The sequence below is a fragment of the Paenibacillus sp. FSL R5-0378 genome (genome assembly GCF_038009285.1).
GTDB classification, from domain to species: Bacteria; Bacillota; Bacilli; order Paenibacillales; family Paenibacillaceae; genus Paenibacillus_AQ; species Paenibacillus_AQ favisporus.
Map to the genome: position 1 here is coordinate 5,498,241 of NZ_JBBPAY010000001.1, position 20,257 is coordinate 5,518,497.

19 protein-coding genes are annotated in these 20,257 nt (G+C 54.8%); 9 read left to right on the top strand and 10 right to left on the bottom strand.

All coding sequences use genetic code 11. From position 1 onward, the window contains the following. Window positions 1–9: 9 nt before the first annotated feature. The 5 genes from MKY74_RS25375 to leuC form a co-directional block, all read right to left on the bottom strand. Window positions 10–1,455: an N-acetylmuramoyl-L-alanine amidase family protein gene (locus MKY74_RS25375; protein WP_076170932.1), complete on the bottom strand. Its 1,446-nt coding sequence runs from the start codon at window positions 1,453–1,455 to the stop codon at window positions 10–12. Window positions 1,456–1,735: 280 nt separating this feature from the next. Beyond that, window positions 1,736–2,410, bottom strand: a complete 675-nt coding sequence (locus MKY74_RS25380; RefSeq protein WP_076171722.1) for a GerMN domain-containing protein — start codon at window positions 2,408–2,410, stop codon at window positions 1,736–1,738. A 31-nt stretch (window positions 2,411–2,441) separates the two neighbouring features. Further along, window positions 2,442–3,944 carry an N-acetylmuramoyl-L-alanine amidase family protein gene (locus MKY74_RS25385; protein WP_076170930.1) on the bottom strand — a complete coding sequence of 501 codons (1,503 nt, stop codon included), beginning with the start codon at window positions 3,942–3,944 and terminating at the stop codon, window positions 2,442–2,444. A gap of 295 nt (window positions 3,945–4,239) precedes the next feature. Beyond that, window positions 4,240–4,842 (bottom strand): 3-isopropylmalate dehydratase small subunit, encoded by a 603-nt coding sequence (gene leuD, locus MKY74_RS25390; RefSeq protein ID WP_076170928.1) that lies wholly within the window; start codon window positions 4,840–4,842, stop codon window positions 4,240–4,242. A 14-nt stretch (window positions 4,843–4,856) separates the two neighbouring features. Further along, window positions 4,857–6,281: a 3-isopropylmalate dehydratase large subunit gene (leuC, locus tag MKY74_RS25395; protein ID WP_076170926.1), complete on the bottom strand. Its 1,425-nt coding sequence runs from the start codon at window positions 6,279–6,281 to the stop codon at window positions 4,857–4,859. Between the two features lie 204 nt (window positions 6,282–6,485). On the opposite strand from leuC, the gene MKY74_RS25400 reads away from it, so the two are divergent. Then, a complete protein-coding gene (locus MKY74_RS25400; protein ID WP_076170924.1) occupies window positions 6,486–7,397 on the top strand; it encodes a LysR family transcriptional regulator in 912 nt (303 codons plus the stop codon). A gap of 86 nt (window positions 7,398–7,483) precedes the next feature. Here the strand turns inward: MKY74_RS25400 and MKY74_RS25405 are convergent, their stop codons facing one another. Next, window positions 7,484–8,302, bottom strand: coding sequence for a carbon-nitrogen family hydrolase (locus MKY74_RS25405; RefSeq protein ID WP_076170922.1), 819 nt, complete (start codon window positions 8,300–8,302; stop codon window positions 7,484–7,486). Window positions 8,303–8,477: 175 nt separating this feature from the next. Here MKY74_RS25405 and MKY74_RS25410 point away from each other — a divergent pair, with 175 nt between their 5' ends. From MKY74_RS25410 to mtnB, 7 genes are all read left to right on the top strand, one after another. Continuing rightward, window positions 8,478–9,689: a pyridoxal phosphate-dependent aminotransferase gene (locus MKY74_RS25410; protein WP_076170920.1), complete on the top strand. Its 1,212-nt coding sequence runs from the start codon at window positions 8,478–8,480 to the stop codon at window positions 9,687–9,689. A 382-nt stretch (window positions 9,690–10,071) separates the two neighbouring features. Further along, complete coding sequence (gene proB / locus MKY74_RS25415) at window positions 10,072–11,175, top strand: glutamate 5-kinase (protein ID WP_144025430.1); 1,104 nt, start codon at window positions 10,072–10,074, stop codon at window positions 11,173–11,175. 37 nt (window positions 11,176–11,212) lie between these two features. Continuing rightward, window positions 11,213–12,460 carry a glutamate-5-semialdehyde dehydrogenase gene (locus MKY74_RS25420; RefSeq protein ID WP_076170918.1) on the top strand — a complete coding sequence of 416 codons (1,248 nt, stop codon included), beginning with the start codon at window positions 11,213–11,215 and terminating at the stop codon, window positions 12,458–12,460. A 46-nt stretch (window positions 12,461–12,506) separates the two neighbouring features. Continuing rightward, the gene (proC, locus tag MKY74_RS25425; protein ID WP_076170916.1) at window positions 12,507–13,367 is read left to right on the top strand and encodes a pyrroline-5-carboxylate reductase; all 861 of its coding nucleotides are present in this window, start codon (window positions 12,507–12,509) and stop codon (window positions 13,365–13,367) included. Beyond that, window positions 13,364–14,587 (top strand): 2,3-diketo-5-methylthiopentyl-1-phosphate enolase, encoded by a 1,224-nt coding sequence (locus MKY74_RS25430; RefSeq protein ID WP_076170914.1) that lies wholly within the window; start codon window positions 13,364–13,366, stop codon window positions 14,585–14,587. The genes proC and MKY74_RS25430 overlap by 4 nt, the downstream gene beginning before the upstream one ends. Further along, window positions 14,584–15,258 carry a 2-hydroxy-3-keto-5-methylthiopentenyl-1-phosphate phosphatase gene (locus MKY74_RS25435; protein ID WP_076170912.1) on the top strand — a complete coding sequence of 225 codons (675 nt, stop codon included), beginning with the start codon at window positions 14,584–14,586 and terminating at the stop codon, window positions 15,256–15,258. The genes MKY74_RS25430 and MKY74_RS25435 overlap by 4 nt, the downstream gene beginning before the upstream one ends. A gap of 2 nt (window positions 15,259–15,260) precedes the next feature. After that, window positions 15,261–15,938, top strand: coding sequence for a methylthioribulose 1-phosphate dehydratase (gene mtnB / locus MKY74_RS25440; RefSeq protein ID WP_076170910.1), 678 nt, complete (start codon window positions 15,261–15,263; stop codon window positions 15,936–15,938). 100 nt (window positions 15,939–16,038) lie between these two features. Here mtnB and MKY74_RS25445 read toward each other — a convergent pair whose 3' ends face one another. Then, on the bottom strand, window positions 16,039–16,581 hold the full coding sequence (locus MKY74_RS25445) for a hypothetical protein (protein ID WP_076170908.1): 543 nt from the start codon (window positions 16,579–16,581) through the stop codon (window positions 16,039–16,041). A gap of 190 nt (window positions 16,582–16,771) precedes the next feature. Then, window positions 16,772–17,110 (bottom strand): hypothetical protein, encoded by a 339-nt coding sequence (locus MKY74_RS25450; protein ID WP_084203925.1) that lies wholly within the window; start codon window positions 17,108–17,110, stop codon window positions 16,772–16,774. A 183-nt stretch (window positions 17,111–17,293) separates the two neighbouring features. On the opposite strand from MKY74_RS25450, the gene MKY74_RS25455 reads away from it, so the two are divergent. Then, window positions 17,294–17,674 carry a hypothetical protein gene (locus tag MKY74_RS25455; RefSeq protein WP_076170906.1) on the top strand — a complete coding sequence of 127 codons (381 nt, stop codon included), beginning with the start codon at window positions 17,294–17,296 and terminating at the stop codon, window positions 17,672–17,674. A 134-nt stretch (window positions 17,675–17,808) separates the two neighbouring features. Here MKY74_RS25455 and MKY74_RS25460 read toward each other — a convergent pair whose 3' ends face one another. Both MKY74_RS25460 and MKY74_RS25465 read right to left on the bottom strand, forming a co-directional pair. After that, window positions 17,809–18,720 (bottom strand): phosphotransferase, encoded by a 912-nt coding sequence (locus MKY74_RS25460; protein WP_076170904.1) that lies wholly within the window; start codon window positions 18,718–18,720, stop codon window positions 17,809–17,811. A gap of 292 nt (window positions 18,721–19,012) precedes the next feature. After that, on the bottom strand, window positions 19,013–20,239 hold the full coding sequence (locus MKY74_RS25465) for a hypothetical protein (protein ID WP_076170902.1): 1,227 nt from the start codon (window positions 20,237–20,239) through the stop codon (window positions 19,013–19,015). Window positions 20,240–20,257: the final 18 nt, after the last annotated feature.

The following is a 20,257-nucleotide window of genomic DNA, read 5'->3' on the forward strand; positions in this document are numbered from 1 at the left end:
TGCGATTCATCATGATTTCACACCTAAATACTCTTTGATACCACTGACAATGCCTTTGGCAACCCGCTGCTGGAAGCTTTCCGAGAAAAGGGCAGCCTCGTCGTTTTTGTTGCTCAGATAACCAACTTCCAGCAGCACAGCCGGCATCTTCGTTTCGCGAATGACGTGGAAATTGCCGTAGCGAACGCCGCGGTCCTTCAGTCCGGTGGCTTGTACCAGGTACTTATGCATCACGTTGGCCAGCGCCTTGCTGGCATCCCGCTGATAGTAGGTTTCACTTCCTGTTGCCACAGAGGAGCCTGCACTGTTCGCATGGATGGAAATAAACACATCCGCCTTCAAATCGTTGGCGATCTTTACCCGTTCGCTCAGTTCAAGGAACGTATCGTCGCTGCGGGTAAGAACGACATCGATGTTAGGATCATTTTTGAGCAGAGCCCCTACTTTGAGGGCAACCGCCAAGTTAAACGCTTTTTCTTTTTTGCCGGAAACGCCTGATGCGCCAGGATCCTGATCGCCATGGCCTGCATCAATGACGACGATTTTTTTGCCGCCTCCGCCAACTGGAGTGGAAGGAGTGCCGCTGTCTGATGTGTTCAAGTCGATGATATACATCCCGTTTTCATTGGTCAGCTTATAATTTTTCGCATAATTCAGATCAATGACCACGCGTACCGTGGAAGGATTATCGTTATACAGCGAGTAACGGACTTTGGATACATCCGGATAGCCGCTGACGTTGATTGAGCCGTTATAATTGCTGTCCAGCGGAGAAGAACCGCTGAATTGATCCGAAAATTTCGCGTTCGTCAGATCGATGACGACCCGATCGGGACCGGTCATTTTAAAACTGCTGGCCTTAACCGACCCGCTGGTTGCGATCAGCAGCCGGTTGTCGCTGAAGCTGAGTCCATTGACGAGCCCGACGCTGCTGTCGTTATCGCCGCTGCCGTTGCCGGGTACGGTTGTCCCGCCATTGCCAGCACCGGTGCCGGCATTTCCGCTGTTTCCGGAATTCGAATCCGGGGTAATTAAATATACCACTTTCTTCACATTATCCCAGCTGACGGTCAGTCCCATTTGCTCACTCACAAAGCGAAGCGGGACGATGACCGTGTCGGTGCGCAGAATCGGCGCGATATTAAGTGCAACCTTACTGCCGTTAACCGTAGCATTCTTTTGATTAACAACAAGCTTTATGACTGTCGAGCCCTTTTGTATGGTTACCGTGCCGGTCTTCTGCTCCCATGCGACATCAAATCCCAGACTCTCTCCGACCACGCGAAATGGGATCATCGTATTACCCTTCACATTTTCAACCACTGCATTACCTGTTAGCTTCAGCTCATTGTCATTCAAAAAAATCTTTGTGCTCCCTGCCGCAGCCTGTCCATTATGAGGAAACGCCAAAATGAAGACAAATATAAACGCAAACAAAAAACCAAACTTCTTCATTATTCACCCCTACCATTCTCAAATTTTTCAACTGCTTTTTGACGTTTCGGCTTCGGCATCTTCGACATCACCAGACATTTATTAGACGCGAGCCCCCCTGAAAAGTTGCGAATATATTCCTCTATATGCAAAAGTTTTACTATGACTTTGGATGGACAAAACCGGGATTTTATGTATTATCGATTCAAACACCCCTGCTGAAAAGCATGGTTTCCGCAAAAAAGCATGCCGACTCCCAATAGGAATCGGCATGCTTGTTCGTTATGATTGAAACGATGATCTACTCGCCTCTCTTGATCGGATGGTCGAGATCCATGTGGCCCATCAGACTCTCCACGGCTTGGCCGTCGACGAGGATGTCGATCGCTTTGATTTCGTCGAATTGAAACATCGTTTGCTTGAGCGAGTCGAGGGCAAATTGTTCCCCGCCCGATCCCAGCCGGGCTTCGTCCGGGATATGAATATCCATATGCAGCAGTCCCGTATCTGTGTCCAGCGACATTTTGGTCAATTCGATTTTACCCCACAGCGGAACGAGGTCGGTGCTGCCGCTGTCTTGAAGCGCTTTGAACGCCTCAACGTATTTCTCAAGAGGAACCTGGTAGCTGATCTCCTTCTGGGCTTTCTTCAGCTCCATTTCCTGCGGGTCGGTGTAATATACATCAATGGTCAATTTCTGAAAGCTGGGTTGATCCTTAGCTGCCTCACCGGTTGATTCACCCTTGGTTTCCCCGGTCCCTCCACTGCTGTCATTGCCCGAATTGCTGCCTGCCGTACTGTCATCCGGAGCAGTACCTTCCGTAACCGGCGGTGATGTGCTCTCGTCCGCTTGAACCGAGCTCGGCTCGGAAGCGCTCGCTGGCGGAGGAGGAGCCGTCTTCGCTTTCTGACCGCAGCCTGCTCCTACAATCATCACGGCGGACAGAAGAACTGCGCACCATATTTTTTTATTCACCATAACACTCCTTTCAGCCAAGTTCCGAATTCTATAATCCCAAATATTCCTTAATGCCGCTCACGATCCCCTGCGCGACGGACTGCTGAACGTTTTCGGAGAACAAGGTTGCCTCATCCTTCGGATTGCTCAAATAACCAACCTCCAGGAGAACAGCCGGCATTTTGGTCTCCCGAATGACGTGGAAGTTGCCGTATTTCACTCCCCGGTCCGCCAGGCCGGTAGCCTGAACCAAATACTTGTGCAGCACGTTCGCCAGCGATTTGCTTGCATCACGCTGATAATAGGTTTCGCTGCCGCTCGCCGCAGACGAGCCCGCGCTGTTCGCATGGATGGATACAAATACGTCGGCATTCAGATCGTTGGCTATTTTAACACGGTCCTTCAACTCGAGGAAAGTGTCATCGCTTCTCGTCAGAACAAAATCGATATTCGGCTCACTCCCGAGAAGCTGTCCGACTTTTAGGGCAACCGCCAAGTTGAAGTCCTTCTCCTTCGTTTTCGAATAGCCGATCGTCCCGGGATCCTTGGCACCGTGCCCGGCGTCGATCACGACGACCTTCTTCCCGCTGCCCCCGACCGGAACCGACGGCGTCTCCGAAGCTAAATTCAAATCGACGATAAACATCCCGCTTCCGGACGGATCCGGGTATGCGGCATAGTTTTTGGCATAGTTCAAATCGATCACGATCCGAACGGTGGACGGACTGCTGCTGAACAACGAATACCGGATCCCGGAAACGTCGGGATACCCGCTGACGTCCAGCTTCCCTTGAGCGTCAGCGCTCAAGGGAAGCGTCTCGCCCAGTGCTCCTGAGAATTGGGTCTGCGGCAGATCCACGACGATGCGGTCCGGATTTTTCATCGTAAACACTTTCGGGACCACATTTCCGTTACCGGAGGTAGCGATCATCAGGCGGTTGTCGCTAAAGCTGATGCCAGTCAGCTCGGCAATCCCCTCCTGGCCGGTCACGCCGGATCCTTCAGAACCGCCTGACGGAGCGGTGCCTTCCGGATTGCCGCTCCCCGTATCAGGAACCGGTATCGTACCTCCACTGCCTGCTCCTGTTCCCGGATCGGCTCCCGACGGATTCGATCCATCCGTCGACAGATACACAGTTTTGTTGACGCCGTCCCAACTGACCGCAAGACCCATTTGTTCGCTCACGAACCGGATCGGCACAACGACGCTGCCCTTCTGCAGGAGCGGCGGCTGATCCAGGCTCACCTTTTTGCCGTTCACGGTTGCCGATTTCTGCTTGACGACAAGCAGCATCTTGGTGCTGCCTTTCTGAATCGTGACCTTCTGCGACTTCTGCTCCCAATCTACGGCAAATCCAAGATTTTCACCGACCACGCGGAAGGGAACCATAATGCTCCCGTTCACGTTGACAACTCCTGCGTCTGCAGGCATGTCCAGTTGTTTCCCGTCCAGCACGATCTCCGTGCCGCTTGCCGCCGATACCGACGGCGCCTGGGCGCCGACAATAAAGGCGAACATCAATAAAAACAGTAAAAAGCCAAATTTCTTCATGTTCCACCTCTGACAAACTGATTTTTTGCTGCTGCTCGTGACAAGCCGCAGAATGTATGTATGAAAAAAACATTAACGGTATTTGACCTGTAACAATTTCTGTGCGCTAAGCTTATATTCCTGCTTGATTTTACAAATTTTTACCTGTTTTGTTTCCCGATTTATCCAAATATCGACCTCCCTTGACTCCTTCGGCTCCTCGGGTATACTCCAGCGCCCAGCAAAAAAGCCCCCACACTCCTTATCGGAGCATGGGAGCTTATAATGAAGGGCAGTGCCCATCCGGCTGGATAAGTTACGCGAACAAGCGATCCGCGTGCTTTTGCTCATAGGCGGAGATGGCGTCTTCATGCTGAAGGGTCAGGCCGATATCGTCCAGGCCTTGCAGCAGGAATTGCCGGCGGTGCTCATCCAGGTCGAAATCGATACGCAGTCCTTGGGCATCCGTGATCGTTTTGTTTTCCAGGTCGACGTTCAGCTCGTAGCCTTCATTTGCTGCCGTACGCTGGAACAGGTCTTCCACCTGCTCTTCCGACAGTTTGATCGGCAGAATGCCGTTCTTAAAGCAGTTGTTGTAGAAAATGTCTGCGAACGATGGAGCGATGATGCATCTGAACCCGTAATCCATGATCGCCCATGGCGCATGCTCACGGGAAGAACCGCAGCCGAAGTTCGCTCTGGAGATCAGAACCGAAGCTCCTTTATAGCGCGGCTGGTTCAGCGAAAACTGCGGGATGTCGTTGCCCTGCTCATCGAATCTCCATTCATAGAACAGAAATTGTCCGAAACCGGTACGTTCGATCCGCTTCAAAAATTGTTTAGGAATGATGGCATCCGTATCCACGTTCACCCGGTCTACCGGAGCGACGAGACCTGTTAATTTCGTAAAAGCTTCCATGTTTATTCTCCTCCTTAGCTGCTGACCGCTTCCGTTTTGAAGTTCCAATCACGGACATCCGTGAACCGACCCTTGATCGCTGCTGCTGCAGCCATTGCCGGAGACACGAGGTGCGTGCGTCCGCCGCGGCCTTGACGGCCTTCGAAGTTCCGGTTGGACGTCGATGCGCAGCGCTGTCCCGGTTGGAGAACGTCCGGGTTCATCGCCAGGCACATGCTGCATCCGGCATCGCGCCATTCGAAGCCCGCTTCGGTGAAAATTTTGTCCAGTCCTTCCTTCTCCGCCTGGATCTTGACGCGTCCCGAACCCGGAACGACGATCGCCGTTACCCGGTCGGACACTTTGTGCCCCTTGGCTACCTGGGCCGCAGCGCGCAGATCCTCGATCCGGCCGTTGGTGCAGGAACCGATAAACACGTAGTCGATTTCGATTTCCGACATCGGCGTTCCCGGCGTCAGGCCCATATATTCAATCGCTTTTTCAGCTGCTTTGCGTTCGTTTTCGGTCGGCAGTTCCGCCGGCACCGGCACGCGAGACGTAATGTCCGTACCCATACCCGGGCTCGTTCCCCAGGTCACTTGCGGGATCAGGGTTTCCACGTCAAACTCTACAACGCGGTCGTATGCTGCGCCTTCGTCGGTGACGAGCTGCTTCCACTGCTCCACCGCTTGGTCAAAGTCGCTGCCTTGCTGCACGTATTGGCGTCCGCGCAAGTATTCGAATGTCGTTTCATCCGGAGCGATCATGCCCGCTCTCGCACCGCCTTCGATCGACATGTTGCAGACGGTCATGCGCTCTTCCATCGACAGCTCGCGAATCGCTTCGCCCGTGTACTCAATGACATAACCTGTAGCAAAATCCGTGCCATACTTGGCAATGACGCCGAGGATCATGTCTTTCGCCGTTACGCCGGGGTTGCGCTTGCCGACGAAGCGCACTTCCATCGTCTTCGCTTTGGCCTGCTGCAAGCATTGGGTAGCCAGCACGTGTTCCACTTCGCTTGTGCCGATCCCGAACGCCAGAGCGCCGAATGCGCCGTGAGTCGAGGTGTGGCTGTCGCCGCAGACGATCGTTTTGCCCGGATGGGTCAGACCGAGTTCCGGCCCCATAACGTGCACGACCCCTTGATCAATCGTATCCAGATCAAAGAGGGTGACGCCGAAGTCGCGGCAGTTCTGCGACAGCGTGTCGATCTGCTGCTTGGAGATCGGGTCTTTAATGTTAAAGCGGTCCTTCGTCGGTACGTTATGGTCCATCGTTGCGAACGTTAGCTCCGGACGGCGCACCTTGCGGCCGCTCAGGCGCAGGCCCTCGAAGGCTTGTGGGGACGTTACCTCGTGGACGAGGTGCAAATCGATGTACAAAATGCTCGGCTTGCCTTCTTCCTGATGAATCACGTGGTTATCCCAGATTTTCTCAAACATCGTTCTTTTACTCATCACTGTCACCTCTTCATGGTTTCGTTCCTTGGAAGAGACGCCGGACAGAAGTCGATTCAGCCCGGCAGCCTCTTGAATTAAACTAAATATAGCATTTGCAGCTTAATTGATCCAAGATATAATATCTATAAAAGTAATAGGAATTAACTATCAAGCAAAGCGTGGTTTATCCGCTACTTTATAGAAAGCAAAGGAAGGTGTCTCATGGAACTTAGACAGCTGCAATACGCACTCCAAATCGCCCAAGAGCGAAATTTTTCCCGGGCCGCCGAGAAGCTGCACATCGCCCAGCCCTCCTTGAGCCAACAGCTGTCCAAGCTGGAGAAAGAGCTCGGGGTGCTGCTGTTCCAGCGCAATACAAGCACAGTGGAGCTAACGCATGCCGGGGCTTCCTTCATGGAGCAGGCCCAAAAAATTATAGACGCCGTGGAGCTGCTGCGCCAGGAAATGGCTGATATATCCCAGCTGAAGAGCGGCAAGGTGGTCATCGGCAGCATGCCGATTACAGGCGCGCACTTGCTTCCGCATGTGCTTCCCACATTCAAACGCCAGTACCCTGACATCGAAATCACCCTGCTGGAGGACTCCTCCATGAACCTGGAAAAGCTTACGGCGGGAGGCAAGTCGGACCTCAGCCTGCTCTCCCTGCCGCTGCAGGAGCCTTCGCTGACATACGAGGTAATCGGCGAAGAAAAGATCGACCTCGCCGTACCGGAATCGCATCCGCTCGCTGCCAGAGCCAAAGCCGGGAAGCCGGTTCCGGTCCGGATCGATGAGCTGAGCGGGGAATCGTTTATCGTGCTCAAAAAGGGACAGGGCTTCCGCAAAATAACCTTCGACCTGTGCCAGCAGGCCGGTTTCGAGCCCAAGGTCGTCTTTGAGAGCAACAACATGGAGACGATCCAGTCGCTCGTCGCCACGGGCATGGGCATCACGCTGGTACCGCGTTTTATCGCGCGGGCACCGCGAAGCGAATTCGTGCCGGTATACCTTCCCCTTGCCGAGCCGGTGCCGAGCCGGACACTTGTGGTCGCATACCGGCGCGGACGGTATTTGTCCAAAGCCGCGGAGGCTTTTATCGAAACGTTCAAGGATACGCTGAATGATCTGGTCTAAAAAACGTGTAAAGGCCCGGGCGGAGAGCCCGGACCTTTTTTCCATGTGCGGTTTCCGGTTTGATGATTGAGGTTTGAGGTTTGAGGTTACGGTTTACGGTAAATATCGGGGCGGCGGTCCTCGAACACCGGAATCCGGCCTCTCACTTCATCGACCAGCCCAAGATCGAGTTCACCGGTCACGATCTCTTCGCCTTCGCCGCCCTCAGCCACAATCTCGCCCCAGGGGTCGATGATGAGCGAATGTCCGAAGAACTCGGTGCTTCCGCTCACCCCGACGCGGTTGCAGGCGATGACATACATCTGGTTCTCGATCGCCCGGGCCATCAGCAGCGTGCGCCAGTGGTGAAGGCGCGGATGCGGCCATTCGGCAGGCACGATCAGCACCTTTACCCCGTTCAGCGCCTGGGTGCGGGCCAGCTCCGGAAAACGGATGTCGTAGCAGATTGAAGCGCCGGCCTGAAAGCCCTCACGCAATGTAAAGCTGACGATTTCATCGCCGGCCTCTAGATGCTTCTCCTCGTCCATCAGCCGGAACAGGTGAATCTTGGAATATTGGGCCGTCGTGTCACCTTGTTCATTAAAAACGTACATCGTGTTGTAGATGCCGCCGTCCTTCTTCTCCGCGATGGAGCCACCAACGATCGTCACCCCGTGCCGCTTGGCAAAAGCCGATAACCATTCCCGGCTCTCCCTGCCATCCGGATCCGCAAGCTCCTGGATCTGCTCCAGCGCGTAACCGGTATTCCACATTTCGGGCAGCACCAGCAGTTCCGGCTTCGGCTCCGCAGACACCGCCCGTTCCAGCAGGTCTTCCATATGGCGGCGGTTCGCCTCCGGCTGGCCGATTTGAATATCGGCCTGTATTAAAGCGGCTCGCAGCACCACGCGTTCATTTAAAGGCATGATTGGTTCCTCCCCTGGATCATGGCGCGTACGGCTTGATCCGCAAATCTCATTTGTATACCATCATAGTCCCTGCCCATTCCGCGTGCAAGCAGTCATTTCCCTCTATACAGCCCTGATAAATCGTGATAGATTTAAACATATTATTCTCGAGTCCAGACCGGAGTGATTTGATATGCATTCATCAGAGGACAAGGCACGTCCGACATCCGCTTTTCCAATCGTACCCGCCGAAGTGATGACCCAGCTGCCGACCCAGTTTTTCGCTACCCTCGTGCAGAAGGTGAACCGGGAAATCGCCGCTGGGCATGACGTCATCAATCTGGGGCAGGGCAATCCCGATACACCCACGCCGGGACACATCGTATCCGCGCTGCAGGAGGCGGCAGCCAACCCGCTCTATCATAAATATTCGCCGTTTACCGGCTTTGCCTTTTTAAAGGAAGCGATCGCGAAGCGCTATCTCGTTGATTATGGCGTGGAGCTTGACCCTGAGAAAGAGGTTGCCATTTTGTTCGGCGGCAAAACGGGACTCGTGCAGCTCCCGCAGATTTTGCTCAATCCCGGCGATCTGTGCCTCGTTCCGGATCCGGGATACCCCGATTACTGGTCCGGCGTAGCGCTGGCCAAAGCCGAAATGTCGTTTATGCCGCTGCTGGCGGACAACGCCTTCCTGCCGGATTACGGCCGGATCAGCCCGGCGGACCGGGCACGCGCCAAGCTGATGTTCCTGAATTATCCGAACAATCCGACATCGGCCGTCGCCCCGCTAAGCTTCTATGAGGACACGGTCCGCTTCGCCAGAGAGAACGGCATCGTCGTCGCAAGCGACTTCGCTTACGGTGCCATCGGCTTTGAAGGCGAGCGCCCCGTCAGCTTCCTGCAGGCACCGGGCGCCAAGGAAGTCGGCATCGAATTTTACACCCTGTCCAAAACGTACAACATGGCTGGCTGGCGCGTCGGATTTGCGCTGGGCAACAGGGACGTGATTTCGCTCATCAACAACCTGCAGGATCATATCTACGTCAGCCTGTTCGGCGGCATCCAAGCCGCGGCCGCTGCGGCGCTCACCTCCTCCCAGGACTGCGTACAGCAGCTCGTGCAGCGGTATGAATTACGTCGCAACGCCTTTTTCGACGGTCTCGGCCGCATCGGCTGGACGGCGGAGAAGCCGGGCGGTTCCTTCTTCAGCTGGCTGCCGGTGCCCAATGGCTTTACGTCGGAGTCGTTTGCCGACCTCCTGCTGAAAGAAGCCAAGGTGGCCGTTGCTCCCGGCATCGGTTTCGGCCGGCATGGCGAAGGCTACGTCCGCGTCGGGCTGCTGACCTCCGAGGAGAGGCTGCAGGAAGCTGCCGGGCGGATCGGACGGCTGAATCTGTTCGTATAACCTTTTGCAAAGACCGCCGCTTCGTGGTATTCTAGGTGAAAATAAAGCGGATGAACCAAAGGAAGCATCGTTGAAACATAATGAAACGCGTTGACGGGACCAGTAAGAACGGCAACTCGCGCCCAGAGAGTAAATTCCACCGGCTGAAAGAATTTACCGCGAGCCCTTCCGAAACCTACCCCTGAGCGGCCTGCCTGTGTGCAGGACAGTGCCTTCTGTTACAGGGCCCAAAGCCGGATGATCCAATCATCAATAAAGGTGGTACCGCGGAAGTATAAACTTTCGTCCTTTACTCCAAAGGACGAAAGTTTTTTTGTTGTACCAGGAAGTTTTTATGAGGAAAACAGAGCAGTCTTATATTAGAAAAGGAACGTGATATCCTATGCCATCTCGAGTCGTCGTCAAAATCGGCAGCAGCTCGCTCACTAGCGTTGAAGGCGGACTGAACCGCGATGCGGTCGCTTTCTTTGCGGGCGAAATTGCAGCACTCATCAAAGCCGGATGCGAAGTGCTGCTCGTCACCTCCGGTGCCGTCGCGGCCGGTTTCCGGGCGATCGGCTACAGCTTCCGGCCCAAGCTTTTGCACGAAAAGCAGGCCGCAGCCTCCGTCGGCCAGGCGCTGCTTATGCAGGCGTACCAGGAAGCATTCGCCTCGCACGGCATCACCGCCGCGCAAATCCTGCTGACCCGCACCGACTTTTGCAGCCGGAAGCGCATGAACAATGCCAGCATGACCGTCGAGGAGCTGCTGAAGCAGGGGGCGGTCCCCATATTCAACGAGAACGATACCGTTTCGGTTGATGAGCTGAAATTCGGCGACAACGACACGCTGTCAGCGCTCGTCGCCAACCTGGTCAAAGCCCAGCACCTGCTGATCCTGACCGATACGGACGGTCTTTATACGGCCGATCCGCGGAATAATCCGAATGCGATCCGGTTTGACCATGTCGGAGAAATTACCGAGGAGATCTACTCCATTGCCGGCGGCGCCGGTTCATCCGTCGGTACGGGCGGTATGCGTTCCAAAGTAGATGCAGCCAAAATCGCCACCCGCGGCGGCGTGCCGGTCTTCGTGGGCCGCGTGACCGAGAACGGCGATCTTCGCAGCGCCATGGAAGGCCGCGGCAAAGGAACCTACTTCGACACCGAGCTGCACTCGCTGCCGATGAAGAAGCAGTGGCTCGGATTCATGTCCACGCCGCTCGGCACTCTCTACGTGGACCGGGGAGCAGAGGAAGCGCTCGTTCATGGCGGCCACAGCCTTCTCCCCGTTGGCGTGAAGCAGGTCGAAGGCCAGTTTCATGCCGGCGACGTCGTCGAGGTGCTGAACCTGGAAGGGACGGTCTGCGGCCGCGGCATCGTCAATTATGACGATGAGCAGCTCAGGCGGATTCAGGGCTTGGGCAGCGCTGAAGTGATCCGGACGCTGGATACCATTCACCGGCTCGAAGTGATTCATAGGGATGAGTGGATTACCTTAAAATAGGTTACTCACATAATAAGGACAAGGAGGCATTTATGATATGAGTGAAGTAAGATCAAAAGCAGAACGCGCCGGCGCTGCTGCCGCCGTATTAAACCGGCTGAGCACCGACGAGAAAAATCAGGCGCTGCTTCGCATGGCAGAGGCGCTGCGTCAGAAGCAGGATGACATTATCGCGGCCAATGCCGAGGATCTTGAGCGCGGTCGCCAGCAGGGAACTTCATCCTCTCTGCTCGACCGCCTGGCGCTTAATCCGCAGCGGATCGACGCCATCGCCGCAGGGCTCGAGCAAATCGTCGAGCTCCCCGATCCGGTCGGCGACGAGCTGGAGAATATCGAACGGCCAAACGGGCTCCGCATCCGCAAATACCGCGTACCGCTTGGCGTTATCGGCATCATTTACGAAGCGCGCCCGAACGTGACCGTCGACGCCGCCGGCCTGTGTCTGAAGACAGGCAATGCCGTGGTGCTGCGGGGCGGTTCCTCCGCCCTCTCCTCCAACCGCAAAATCGTCGAGGTGCTCCATGGCGCCCTCGCCTCCACCGCGATTCCGCCGGAGGCACTGCAGCTGATCGAGGATCCGAACCGTTCCTCGGTTGACGAGATGCTGAAGCTGAACGGCCTGCTCGACGTCGTTATACCTCGCGGCGGCAGCTCGCTCATCCGCACCGTAGTGGAAAACGCCACCGTGCCGGTCATCGAAACGGGCGCCGGCATCTGCCATACGTATCTGGATGAGACGGCCGATCCCGTGATGGCCGAGGAGATCTCGATCAATGCCAAGGTACAGCGCCCGTCGGTCTGCAATTCGATGGAGACGCTGATCGTGCACCAGGCGTTTGCCCGGGAACATCTTTTGGCACTGGCAGGAACATTCAAGGAAGCCGGCGTCGAGCTGCGCGGCGACGAAGAAACCCGCAGAATCGTCGACTGGGCTCTCCCGGTCACAGAAGAAGATTATGCAACGGAGTACAATGATTACATTTTGAACGTAAAAATTGTAGAATCGATAGATGAGGCCATGCAGCACATTGCTGCTTACGGTACCAAGCATTCCGAATGCATCGTTACCGCCGATCAGCGCCATGCCGAACGTTTCCTTCACGAAGTGGACGCTGCCGCCGTATACCATAACGCTTCCACCCGCTTTACGGACGGCTTCGAATTCGGATTTGGCGCGGAGATCGGCATCAGCACGCAAAAGCTGCACGCCCGCGGCCCGATGGGCCTGCCGGCTCTGACTTCCACGAAATACATCATCCATGGAAATGGACAAATTCGCGGGTAATACCGGAGCTCTACAATACCGGCTTGCCGCGCAAGGAGGAATTATAATGAGTCAACAACAGGCCATGATTGCCCAGCCCATTACCTTTTACGGTGCAGGAGCGATGGCGGAAGCCATCGTCAGAGGTTTGATCGGAAGATCGGTCGTCAATGCCGGAAGCCTGACCATGCTGAACCGCTCCAACTCGGGGCGGCTCGAAGAGCTCAAGCACCGCTACAATGTCAAAACGAACAATGACCCGGCGGAAACGACGGAAATTTTGCGCGAATCTCCGATTATCGTGCTCGCTATCAAGCCGAAGGATGCGGCTAACGTGCTGCGCAAACTCGGTCCGCTGCTCTCCGATAACACGCTGATCGTATCCGTCATCGCAGGTCTCACCATTCGCACGATCCAGGATCTGCTCGGACGCAAGCAGCCCGTCGCCCGCACGATGCCGAACACCTCCAGCTCCATCGGCCTCGGTGCAACCGGCGTCTCCTTCTCCAAGGAAATCAACGACCAGGACCGCCAGACGGTCATGACGCTGTTCCAGGCTGTCGGTACGGTAACGGTCGTGGAAGAAGACAAGCTGGAAATTTTGACCGGCATCTCCGGCAGCGGCCCCGCTTATATCTATTACATGATGGAAGCGATGATGGCTGCCGGCATCCGCGGCGGACTGACGCCGCAGCAGTGCAAGGAACTTACGGTGCAGACGGTTCTTGGCGCCGCACGGATGGTGCAGCAGACTGGCGAAGAGCCTGCCGCCCTCCGGGCGAAGGTGACATCGCCGAACGGCTCCACCCAGGCGGCACTGGAAACGCTTGACAAAGGTGATTTCTTCGAAACAGTGATCGCTGCCGTGAACCGCTGCGCGGAACGCTCCCGGGAAATGGGGGCCGCGCTGAAGGAGGGAATTTCATGAGCCGCTGCACAGCCACGTACCGGCTGTATGACGACAAGGCCGACTTTCGTAAAAAGGCCGAATCGATCGCTGTCGGCATGACCGTCGGCAGCTGGACCGAGCTTCCCCAAGCAAAGCGGGAATCGATGCAGAAGCATCTTGGCGAAGTGCTTCAGGTGGACGTTCATGAGCCGGAAGGCGCCGCACCCGGCGAGCGGTACGCCGATGTCACCATCGCGTACCCGGACATCAACTTCAGCCGCGACATTCCGGCCCTGCTTGTCACCGTTTTCGGCAAAATCTCGATGGACGGCAAAATCAAGCTGAACCGCCTCGGCTTTTCAGATCATTTCGTGCAGGGTTTCCCCGGCCCCAAATTCGGCATCGCCGGCATTCGGGACATTCTCGGCGTCCATGACCGGCCGCTTCTGATGAGCATTTTCAAGTCCGTCATCGGCCTGAATGCGGACGAGCTGCGCGAGCAGTTTCTGAGACAAGCCCTCGCGGGAGTCGATCTGATTAAAGACGACGAGATCCTGTTCGAAAACGAACTGACGCCGATCGAAAAGCGCGTGGAAGTATGCCTGAAGGCGGCAGAAGCGGCGCAGAAAGAAACAGGCAAGAAGCTGCTGTATGCGGCCAATTTGACCGGACCGACGTCCAGCTTGAAGAGCCAAGCGAAGAAGGCGATCGGCGCCGGCGCGAACGCGCTGCTGTTCAACGTTTTGTCCTACGGCTACGACGTGCTGCATGAACTGAGCAGCGATCCGGAGATCAACGTACCGATCGCCGCGCATCCGGCGCTCGCGGGAGCCTTCTACCCGTCGCCGCATTATGGTATCTCGGCTTCGGTGCTGCTCGGCCAGCTTATGCGGCTCGCCGGCGCGGATCTGGTGCTCTTCCCTTCCCCTTACGGATCCGTGACGATGCCTAAGGCGGAAAACATGGCGATCCGTGACGAGCTGATCAGCCGGGAACTGCCAATGAAGGCCAGCATGCCGGTGCCTTCGGCGGGAATCCATCCCGGACTCGTGCCGCTCATCCTGCGGGATTTCGGAACCGACGTCGTCGTGAACGCCGGCGGCGGCATTCACGGCCATCCGATGGGTACGGAGGCTGGCGGACGGGCGTTTGTGCAGGCGATTGCTGCGGCGCAGCAGTCCATTCCGCTCGCCCAGTATGCCGAAGACGGCCATCCTGAGCTGAAGGCCGCCCTGGACGCCTGGGGAGGCGAACGATGAAAGCCAAGAAACGCGTAATCTTTTGCGATTTTGACGGCACGATCACACTGTCGGATAACATCGTGGCGATCATGAAGCATTTTGACCCGGCCGGGTACAAGCCGATCATGGAAGATACGGTCAGCCAGAAGATCACCCTGCGCGAAGGCGTCGGCGCCATGTTCGCCCTGCTGCCTTCTTCGATGAAGGACGAAATTGTCAGCTACGTCTTAAGCCGGGCGGGCATTCGCGACGGCTTCCGTGAATTTCTGGACTATGCCAGAGAGGAAAATATCGGCTTTTACGTGACCAGCGGCGGCATGGACTTTTTTATCGATCCGCTCCTCGAGCCGTTCGGAATTCCGTCCGACCATATATTCTGCAACAGCGCCGATTTCAGCGGAGAGCGGATCAAGATCCTCTGGCCGCACCCTTGCCAGGATCCCTGCCATAACGGCTGCGGGATGTGCAAAACGACGGTCATGCGGCGGTTCCCGGAAGACGAATACGAGCGGATTCTGATCGGCGACAGCCTTACCGACTTCGAAGGCGCCAAAATCGCCGACCTCGTCTACTCCCGCTCCATCCTGACGGACAAATGCGCGGAGCTTGGCGTGAAGCATGTTCCTTTTGAAACCTTTTTTGACATTATCGAGGACATGAAGAAGAAACAACGACAAGGAGTGCTGTAGACATGACCTTTGCCGGCATTAGCCTGGAGCATAAGCAGCAGGTTCTCGGAGAGTTGAGCCTGATCAAACAGCAGTTTGCCGCGAAGAACTGGTTCCCGGGGACCAGCGGCAATCTTTCGATGCGGGTGGGCGAATTTGACCCGGAAGCCTTTTATTTCGCCATTACGGCGAGCGGTAAAGACAAGTCGCTGACGACGCCGGAAGACTTTTTGTTCGTGGACAAAAGCGGCCGGGCGGTGGAAACGACCTCGCTGAAGCCCAGCGCGGAGACGCAAATCCATTGCGAAATATACCGTCTCACCGGCTGCGGCGCCGTGTTCCATGTGCATACGATCTTTAACAACCTGATCAGCGAATGGTTCGGGGAGGCCGGAGCCGTGCCGGCTCAGGGCATCGAGTTGATTAAAGCGTTCAACATTTGGGAGGAAAATGCGCCGATTTCCATCCCTGTGCTTCCGAACTATGCGGATATTCCCCGCATTGCCGAACTCGTGGAAGGCGTGCTGAACCCGGCCGTACCGGGAATCCTGCTGCGCAACCACGGCATTTATGCGTGGGGTAAAAACGCGTTTGAAGCGAAAAAGCATCTGGAGGCGTTTGAATTCATTTTTGAATATTTGTACCGCAGCATGCTTCTTCAGAACAGTGCCGCCCCGCTTACGCTGGATGGCCGGCGTTAAGCAACCGCGGAAGCAGCCTTGCTGCTCTTGATGAAACAAGCAAAAAATCCTTATTCCATACCGGATCTGCCGGCGTCGGAATAAGGATTTTTTTGTCCGGTTAAATACCCGATTCGATTGTTTTGAAAAGGATGGTATAGGCGTTCTCCAGGTTTGAGAAAGGGTCGTTTTGTTCGTCCAAGACCAAGGAAAATGTTTTATTCTGCTCTCCCTTCTTCACATAACCTAACGCAAATTCATTAGATTCGGAAGTATTCTTCCGGAGCAAGCCCTCGCCGCTCAAGAGAGGATCCGGTATATTCGAAGATTGTAAAAAAAAGATCGGAACGCCGTCCTCTAAGTTCAGTTCATTTTTTTCCATGAGAGCCTCAAAATGAGACACATGCTTCTTCATGATAAAAACGGCATCATAGCGGGTTAAATTCGCGGTACCTTTCTCCAGATCTGCTTTATTTAAGGTTACAAAGCTAACGTTGTTCTCCCTTACAGAAGGCGCCCCTCCAACCACTCCGATCGTTAAGCTTCTGCCCTTATACTCAGGCATGCTGTAAGATTGGGGGACGGGAGCACATCCGGTAAGTAACAGTAGAAGCACTAACAGCGAGCAGCCGATGATTTTCAGGACATGTTCCTCCTTATTCAATACGATATTACCATCTATAGCCCGGTTTCGATCTGCCTGAAGATATCGGAGTAAGCGCTTTTGACATTCGTCTCGTTTTTGGTGTCGTTGTACAAACCTGTGCCAAACTGGTGCCGTGTCCCTCCATCGTATCCAAGTACGAAGAAACCGGGCCCCATGTCAGGCCAATCCTCGTAAGAAATCGTAGCATCTATATAGGTGGCAAGATATTTGGAAGATTCGAAGAAAAAAACGGAATTCCAGCAAGTTTATATATTTTGGCGTACTGCGGCGATGCGGCTGTCGGCAGCTCCTCTTTCATGATAAAAACGGCGTCGTATGAGGATAAGAACGAACCTCCTTTTTCCAAATCATCAAACGTAATTTGCTTAAAAGTAACATTACTCTCCCGTACCGTCGGAACTTCGCCGATCACTCCAATCTTCAAGCTTCGGCCTTGATACAGCGGGGTGCTGAACGTATCTTTCTCTGGACTGCAGCCCGCTAAGATGAACACAACTAGCAGGAAAGCAGTCATTATACTTTTCAAAAGAGCGCCCCCTTCAAACGATCCGTCATTTTCTTTATATAAAACGCTTTAAGTGAGAGGAAAGTAACGCCTGATTCCTTTATGTAGGCCTGTTAAGACATCGAGAATCCGGGCTATAATGGGACAAAGGAAAATTCTGGCACAGTCACTTCATTTGATAATTTAAAGGAGGGAGGATATACAATGTTGAAAACATGGTTCATCGGTGCGTCGGGAGCCTTGGTTCTGCTATCCATTATACTGTGGCTCATGCTTCAGACCCATCTTCTATACCCGGCTTTTCCGCTTCAAGGGATCGACAAAAAGACGGCATGGAATCAGGGCATGCAGTCCGGCGATACGCCTGCTGTCCTGCTGTCAGATGGGGAAAATACTTGGTATATCAGCCGGCTCAATTCTCAGCAGAATGGTCAGCGCATCATTTCCATGCTGGAGAAGCAGGGGTGGGACTATAAGGAGCATGAAGGGAGCGGCTATTTTTTTACGAAAGGAGACCGCACCCTCATCGCCACTACCCAAAGATGGGGCAGCCGGTTTGAGCTAACCAAAATCCCCGACAGTTAAGTCGAGGTTTACTGCCTAACACTGGGGCAGCTGGCACCAACATTCTTAACAGGCTGGGGGGCGCTTTTCAAAAAAGTTTCATCCGTCCCGTTGGACCACGACCATACGCTTCCCGAGGATCATTATCGGCCGCTTCAATCACCGGACAAAGCCCGGCGAATACTGGCCCGCGCTTCTTCCGCCACCCCGGCATCCTTGATTTGAACCGCCTGAGCCAAAAGGAGCATCGGAATAAACACGCCGATCAGCTTGGCCAGCAGCCTGGTTTCCTCATCCACTTCGCCATACTGTTCGAAGAACAACTGCCTCTCTGCCGGCCCCAAAAAGCTGTAAGCGATATTGAGATCGCAGCCCGGATGGCCGACATTCAGATCTCCCCAGTCGATCACGCCGCTGATTTGTCCACGCTCGTCTGCCAGCATATTTTTAAAGTGCAGATCGCCATGGAGCATTACTTCCTTCGGGGTAATCCGGTCCACGGTAACATGGTGGTTCAAATATTTCTGGATGGCATCATGCTCCTCCCTTGGCAGATGAGGCTTCAGGCTGGACAGGATGTCTACCATTTTCATCTTGCGTGAAGTTACGTCCGTCAGGTTCCGGTGGTCTTCCGAAGCCCCCGCTTCCCTCGCAATTCCCACCGGAAACGAATGAAGTTTACGCAGAAAGCTTCCTAAAGAAGCCGCCGATAAACGCCGCTGTTCATCGGTCAGTCCAACGGGAAACGTTCCGGGAATATAAGTGTAACCCAGAAACGGAAACGGATATGCCTCGCTTTCCAGTCCGTAAAACACCGGTTTGGGATAGGGAAACGTAATGTAATCACGAAGGAGCGGCAGCAGCCTCCCTTCTGTGCGCAGAAATTCTACGGCGATGCTTCTTCTTGGAAAACGGAACGTATAGCGGTCTCCCACCCGATAAACGGCGTTGTCCCAGCCTTCCCCAATCTGCCTGATCCGAAGTCCCGCCAGATCCGGGAACTGGCTTTCGATCAGCTCGCAGACCAAAGCGTCCGTGATGTGAATATCGGCATCCCACTGGTTCATACGTACGATAACACCTCCATCTCAGTTATGTCCTGGGCAAGCTGCGGGCTTCCATGATAGAAACCTTCATACCCGATTCCGCCCCGAACTCATGCTAGAGCATGGGCTATCATACCATTTCCTGAAACAGGAAAGCAATCGATATCGTGCTCCATTGGTTACCGCTATAAGTCATTTGCTCGTAAGGCCCCAATGCCACCATATCTATCCTCTTTAATCCCCATAAAAAAAACAGCCTGACTCAAGTCAGGCTGCATGAAGTGCCGAACAGTATTTTAGAGTGAATATCCGTTTAAAAATCCCCTTGGCTTCTCTCCCGGCCGCTAGGTTTGGGCCCGGTTAACAGCCGGATGCCTACGCCGATCAGCAGCAGGGCCACGATGGCTGTTTTCAAGTAATGCGAAATCCGGTAATCGATATGGAACTCTGGAAAACGTGCTTCAAGCTCGGGAATGATCAGGCTCGTGGCGATATAATACACGCCGAGTGCCATTAGGCCAATGCCAAGCCACTTCTGGTGCAGCTTGATGCCTTCAATGACAGGCCGGTCGATAAGGGGCTCCCGCCCGTATCGGCTCGTCTGCTGCAGCCCGTCGAAGAAGGCGTAAAACCAGATGAGCGGAATGAGAAACATGAACAGGGACAGACGCAGCAAATCCAAAATGTAGACGCTCCCTAGGAAAATTACCATCAGCTGCAGCCCTCTTTTTTGCAGGCCCAGATACATATGTCCGGCTCCCGGAAAAGCAGACAGCAGCGTGGCGAGCACTTTGCTGCGGCGTCCTTCCGCCCGGCCGGCCTCCATCTCGTCGAACAGGGTGCGGTCCTCAACCCGTTCGCCGGCCTGCTTGCGGTGGATCAGCTGCACGGCGTCAAACATGCAGTACAGCCAGATGATCGGCAGGATGCCGAGGAACAGCATAAAGAACGCATGGCTGGTCAGGCCGGTCAGGAAGAACATGACGGTCCCCAGCCCAAAAAAGGCGATCAGGAACGACAGGCCCCGCTGCATCAATCCCATATGAAGATGTCCTAGCCCCGGAATAAAGGAGAGTAGAATGGTAAAGAAGCGCTCGTTCTCCGGGCTGGGCTGCGGATAAGGAGGGTACGGCTGCTGCGCATACATTCCTTCCTGGGCAAATTCGGGTCCATTCCCCGGAAACCCAGGCTGCCCCTGCCCGCTATATCCTCCCGGATAAGGACCGGCCCCCGGTTCCCAATGCGGAGGATAAGGCTGCGGCGGATACCCCGGTTGCAGAGCAGGCATGCGCACCAGATACACGATCAGGTCCAGCATGCAGATCCCCCATAGTATAGCCGCACACAGCAGGGTAAAAGCAAAAAACATGCCGCCTTCACCCAGTGCGATCGCCACCATTACTCCAAACAAAATGCCTCCAAAAAACAGCATGGGGTATATAACCCCTCTCAGCTTCCGTCCCATGTAATAGTGGCCGAGGCCCGGGATGAAATTGAGAATAAAAGCAGCCATCTTACTGCGTTGTGGATACAAAGTCATCGTTCCTTTCCTCTGTTC

Bases quoted from the DNA above. Each gene is read 5' to 3' on its own strand.
- MKY74_RS25430 (WP_076170914.1), top strand. From the start codon at position 13,364: ATGAGCCGCTGCACAGCCACGTACCGGCTGTATGACGACAAGGCCGAC.
- MKY74_RS25435 (WP_076170912.1), top strand. From the start codon at position 14,584: ATGAAAGCCAAGAAACGCGTAATCTTTTGCGATTTTGACGGCACGATC.
- MKY74_RS25420 (WP_076170918.1), top strand. From the start codon at position 11,213: ATGAGTGAAGTAAGATCAAAAGCAGAACGCGCCGGCGCTGCTGCCGCC.
- proC (WP_076170916.1), top strand. From the start codon at position 12,507: ATGAGTCAACAACAGGCCATGATTGCCCAGCCCATTACCTTTTACGGT.
- leuD (WP_076170928.1), bottom strand. From the start codon at position 4,842: ATGGAAGCTTTTACGAAATTAACAGGTCTCGTCGCTCCGGTAGACCGG.
- MKY74_RS25465 (WP_076170902.1), bottom strand. From the start codon at position 20,239: ATGACTTTGTATCCACAACGCAGTAAGATGGCTGCTTTTATTCTCAAT.
- MKY74_RS25460 (WP_076170904.1), bottom strand. From the start codon at position 18,720: ATGAACCAGTGGGATGCCGATATTCACATCACGGACGCTTTGGTCTGC.
- MKY74_RS25385 (WP_076170930.1), bottom strand. From the start codon at position 3,944: ATGAAGAAATTTGGCTTTTTACTGTTTTTATTGATGTTCGCCTTTATT.
- MKY74_RS25400 (WP_076170924.1), top strand. From the start codon at position 6,486: ATGGAACTTAGACAGCTGCAATACGCACTCCAAATCGCCCAAGAGCGA.
- MKY74_RS25455 (WP_076170906.1), top strand. From the start codon at position 17,294: ATGTTGAAAACATGGTTCATCGGTGCGTCGGGAGCCTTGGTTCTGCTA.
- MKY74_RS25410 (WP_076170920.1), top strand. From the start codon at position 8,478: ATGCATTCATCAGAGGACAAGGCACGTCCGACATCCGCTTTTCCAATC.
- MKY74_RS25405 (WP_076170922.1), bottom strand. From the start codon at position 8,302: ATGCCTTTAAATGAACGCGTGGTGCTGCGAGCCGCTTTAATACAGGCC.
- leuC (WP_076170926.1), bottom strand. From the start codon at position 6,281: ATGAGTAAAAGAACGATGTTTGAGAAAATCTGGGATAACCACGTGATT.
- mtnB (WP_076170910.1), top strand. From the start codon at position 15,261: ATGACCTTTGCCGGCATTAGCCTGGAGCATAAGCAGCAGGTTCTCGGA.
- proB (WP_144025430.1), top strand. From the start codon at position 10,072: ATGCCATCTCGAGTCGTCGTCAAAATCGGCAGCAGCTCGCTCACTAGC.
- MKY74_RS25375 (WP_076170932.1), bottom strand. From the start codon at position 1,455: ATGAAGAAGTTTGGTTTTTTGTTTGCGTTTATATTTGTCTTCATTTTG.